The sequence below is a fragment of the Escherichia sp. R1 genome (assembly GCF_003000935.1).
Lineage (GTDB): Bacteria > Pseudomonadota > Gammaproteobacteria > Enterobacterales > Enterobacteriaceae > Escherichia > Escherichia coli.
On the sequence record NZ_PSRU01000054.1, the window covers coordinates 1 to 4,103 of the forward strand.

6 protein-coding genes and 3 tRNA genes are annotated in these 4,103 nt (G+C 52.0%); all 9 read left to right on the top strand.

Annotation, left to right across the window (positions count from 1 at the left end):
- On the top strand, nucleotides 1-323 hold a 323-nt coding region (locus C4F37_RS26775; RefSeq protein WP_143358016.1), incomplete at its 5' end, for an antitermination protein Q.
- A 226-nt stretch (nucleotides 324-549) separates the two neighbouring features.
- Nucleotides 550-747: a hypothetical protein gene (locus C4F37_RS26780; RefSeq protein ID WP_000917768.1), complete on the top strand. Its 198-nt coding sequence runs from the start codon at nucleotides 550-552 to the stop codon at nucleotides 745-747.
- Nucleotides 748-897: 150 nt separating this feature from the next.
- Nucleotides 898-1,956: a DNA-methyltransferase gene (locus tag C4F37_RS26785; RefSeq protein ID WP_000935524.1), complete on the top strand. Its 1,059-nt coding sequence runs from the start codon at nucleotides 898-900 to the stop codon at nucleotides 1,954-1,956.
- Between the two features lie 40 nt (nucleotides 1,957-1,996).
- Nucleotides 1,997-2,072, top strand: a tRNA-Ile gene (locus tag C4F37_RS26790).
- Between the two features lie 9 nt (nucleotides 2,073-2,081).
- Nucleotides 2,082-2,158 (top strand) — tRNA-Arg (locus C4F37_RS26795).
- 14 nt (nucleotides 2,159-2,172) lie between these two features.
- Nucleotides 2,173-2,249 (top strand) — tRNA-Arg (locus C4F37_RS26800).
- Nucleotides 2,250-2,419: 170 nt separating this feature from the next.
- Complete coding sequence (locus C4F37_RS26805; RefSeq protein ID WP_001304604.1) at nucleotides 2,420-2,851, top strand: tellurite resistance TerB family protein; 432 nt, start codon at nucleotides 2,420-2,422, stop codon at nucleotides 2,849-2,851.
- Complete coding sequence (locus C4F37_RS26810) at nucleotides 2,848-3,012, top strand: DUF3927 family protein (protein ID WP_000216690.1); 165 nt, start codon at nucleotides 2,848-2,850, stop codon at nucleotides 3,010-3,012. The genes C4F37_RS26805 and C4F37_RS26810 overlap by 4 nt, the downstream gene beginning before the upstream one ends.
- Before the next feature lie 965 nt (nucleotides 3,013-3,977).
- A partial coding sequence (locus C4F37_RS26820) for a DUF1737 domain-containing protein (RefSeq protein ID WP_106106744.1) occupies nucleotides 3,978-4,103 on the top strand: 126 nt, incomplete at its 3' end.

Consider the following 4,103-nt stretch of genomic DNA (forward strand, 5'->3'; position numbering starts at 1 on the left):
TAAAAGTTGCCTGTCCGGAGTGTGGCGGAAAGGGTGAGGTTTCCACCGCCTGTAAGGATTGCCGTGGGCGTGGTGTCGCCATTCATCGTGAAGAGTCGGTAAAACGTGGTATGCCTGTTATCAGAGATTGCCAGCGTTGTGGTGGTCGTGGCTGTGAAAGGCTGCCATCAACGGAGGCATTTAATGCCATATGCAAAGTGACGAGTGCTATCACGCTTGATACGTGGAAAAAATCAGTGAAACGCTTTTACGATACGTTGGTGGTTCGGTTTGACATTGAAGAGGCATGGGCGGAGCGGCAGTTAAAGAGGGTAACGCGATAGTGTTGTTGATTTTTCCCGAATCTGTGGTAAATTTGCTCTAACGATGGGCGTTTTATGCCTGACGTTAGAAGATTTTTTACACCCCGCCGCCTGGCGGGTTTTTTATGACTGAAATCGCGTCAGTACAGTAAACGCGCTGGTGGCGGTGAATACCTGTCTTTCAGCTTGCTGGCTTTTTCGACAAGAGTTATTGGTGTGTCACGTTAACCGGAAAAGGGAAAAAGACATGCTAAAACAGCAGGATATGACAGAAACCGCCAGAGTGGTGTTTAATGAATTAAGCGTTACCGAACCGGCGACAGTCGGGGAGATAGCGCAGAATACTTACCTTTCACGCGAACGCTGCCAGTTAATACTGACCCAGCTGGTTATGGCGGGTCTGGCAGACTATCAGTTTGGTTGTTACAGACGCCTTCAGTCCTGAAGGCTTTTTTATTTGTGGTAAATGGGCGGCTGGTGGGTGTTAGGGGCACTCACCAGCCATCTGCTCATGCGTCTGGATCACAAGCAAACCTCAGGCCCACTGCTTTGCGCAAAAGCAGAATGAGCCTATCAGAGACAGGTTTAATGATCCATGCTTAATACTGTAAAAATATCCAGTTGTGAGTTAATCAACGCCGACTGCCTGGAATTTATCCGGTCGTTACCCGAAAATTCTGTTGACCTGATAGTCACGGACCCGCCGTACTTTAAAGTGAAGCCTGAGGGCTGGGATAACCAGTGGAAGGGCGACGATGATTACCTGAAGTGGCTGGACCAGTGTCTGGCGCAGTTCTGGCGGGTGCTGAAACCTGCCGGAAGTCTTTACCTGTTCTGTGGTCATCGCCTGGCATCTGATATCGAAATCATGATGCGTGAACGCTTCAGTGTGCTGAACCATATTATCTGGGCAAAGCCGTCCGGACGCTGGAACGGGTGCAACAAGGAAAGCCTGCGGGCGTATTTCCCCGCCACAGAGCGCATTCTGTTCGCGGAACATTATCAGGGGCCGTATCGTCCGAAAGATGCCGGGTATGAGGCGAAGGGCAGGGCACTGAAACAGCATGTGATGGCCCCGCTGATTGCTTACTTTCGTGATGCGCGCGCTGCCCTGGGGATAACGGCAAAACAGATAGTGGATGCCACAGGAAAGAAAAACATGGTGTCGCACTGGTTCAGTGCCAGTCAGTGGCAGCTGCCGAACGAAAGTGATTATCTGAAATTACAGGCGCTGTTTGCCCGGGTGGCAGAAGAGAAGCATCAGCGGGGTGAACTGGAAAAGCCCCACCACCAGCTGCTGGAGACGTATACTTCACTGAACCGGCAGTATGCGGAACTGCAGAGTGAATATAAGCATCTGCGGCGGTATTTTGGCGTGACGGCGCAGGTGCCGTACACGGATGTGTGGACGCATAAACCGGTGCAGTACTATCCCGGGAAACATCCGTGCGAAAAACCGGCAGAAATGCTGCAGCAGATAATCAGTGCGAGCAGTCGTCCGGGTGACCTGGTTGCAGATTTCTTCATGGGGTCGGGTTCGACAGTCAAAGCCGCGATGGCGCTGGGGCGTCGTGCTACAGGCGTTGAGCTGGAGACTGAACGTTTTGAACAGACGGTCAGGGAAGTTCAGGATTTAGCCAGTCAGAACGGATGATATTGCAGGATTAGTTACGTACCGTTATTATCCTGCGCCCGGCCCTTTAGCTCAGTGGTGAGAGCGAGCGACTCATAATCGCCAGGTCGCTGGTTCAAATCCAGCAAGGGCCACCATATCACATACCGCCATTAGCTCATCGGGATAGAGCGCCAGCCTTCGAAGCTGGTTGCGCGGGGTTCGAGTCCTCGATGGCGGTCCATTTATCGGCATTCTGCGTTGTTAGCTCAGCCGGACAGAGCAATTGCCTTCTAAGCAATCGGTCACTGGTTCGAATCCAGTACAACGCGCCAGACTTATTTTTCCCGGCTCGCTTTTGCGGGCCTTTTTTGTATCCGCGCCACGCCCGGCGCATATCAACCACAGAGCCTTTCGGGGGTGAGCTTACGGAGTGGTCAGTGTGACTTTCTCTGTGGGCAGATCGCTCCCGGGCGTTGGCTCACCCACCCAAAGGAACGTCACAATGCTTGGAATCTTCAAAAAGAAAACCCGCAGAGCGTCTGCGGAAATTAAAAAGTTTGAAAAACGCGATCTGGCACAGGCAGTGATTAACGCTGCATACCTGGTGGCTTATGCCGATGGTGAATGTGAGGCTTCCGAGAAAGCGAAGATCGAACAGGTATTACGTAACCAGCCCACCTTGTCCGCGTTTACGTCAGAAATTAATGCGATTAGCGCAACCATTATCGGTCAGCTGGATACGAACTTTAAAATTGGTCGTCGTGCGGCGTTACGTGAGATCGAGGATGTGAAACACGATACGCGTGAAGCGGAAGACGTGCTGGATGTGGCGGTGGCCATTGCCGAAGCAGACGGCGAAATAGAGCCGGAAGAGCGCAAGGTGCTGGAAGAGATTGCCGGTGTTCTGGGCCTTCGTCTGGAGAATCATCTGTGACGGTAAAAATGCGTCTGGCTGTGGTTGCGCTCCTGCTGTTTCTGGTGGTGATGGTGGACTTCAGCAGCCGGATAATGTCAGTGCTGGCTGACGGTGTGCTGGTGGCGGGTGTGGTGGTTGTTGCTTTCCCGTTGCTGAAAAAGAAAGCATCAGGCGATTAGCAGGGTATCAGTTACCCGTTGAAATTTTTAAATACCTCACAATTCAGGCGGTTGACTGTTGTCTGGTTTGCGGGGAGTTTGTTAAAAGAAACTGGCATGGTGAATCCCCCTGTGCGGAGGGGCAATCAGCAACTGGTGTTTTGTCACCGACCCTTATCCTTTCTGTGCGGGTTCAGGTGCTGATACTGAACTCACCGGGAGGCACCCGGCACCATGCAATGGCACATAGTGCCACTCTCCAGCCCCTCTCCGGAGGGGCTTTTCTGTGCCGGATACATCACAGTTTCTGGAACCTTAGGTACTACAGTATCAGTCAGGGTGCTATATTTTCAGATGTGATGAAAGCCTGTCAGCAGGCAGGGCGTATCGGAAATGACCCAGTAGAGAAAACGTTGACTCAGATACCGGTGCTGAGTTACCGGGAAACCGGCATCACATGACCGCTATCCTTCCAGGCCCATCCGCTCCGGTGGGCCTTTTTACTGCAGAAAACAGGTTCCCCGTTAAATGCTATGTTGCTCACAATTCAGTAAGTTGACAGTTGCCTGTCAGACTGGGCATTTGTTAAAAAAATTTCGCATGGTGAATCCCCCTGAGCGGAGGGGCGACTGGTGACGGTATAATCTCTGATTATCAAAACGAGAATGACGCGGGTTTAGTGGCACCGGGCTGAACTCACCGGGAGGCACCCGGCACCATGTGCATGATGATACAGATACGCGGCTTTAGCCCCTCTCCGGAGGGGCTTTCTTGTGGGCAAAAAAAGCCCGAGTGGGTTCGGGCAACAGCATGAGATATACATTTTTATAATCGAATGGATTTTAACCAGAATTCATAAGGCTGCGCAACTGCGCGGTCTTTTTCGAATTGCGGGCTGTCGTCTCTCTTCTGCCATTGTCCTGTAACTTCCGGACTTCAGCCCGCTCCTTATTTTACTCACAATATTATCCCGGCCGGGAGGATTCATGGCATTTAAACACTATGATGTTGTCAGGGCGGCATCGCCGTCAGACCTTGCGAAACGACTGACACAAAAACTGAAGGAGGGGTGGCAGCCATTTGGCAGTCCGGTGGCCATCACGCCTTATACC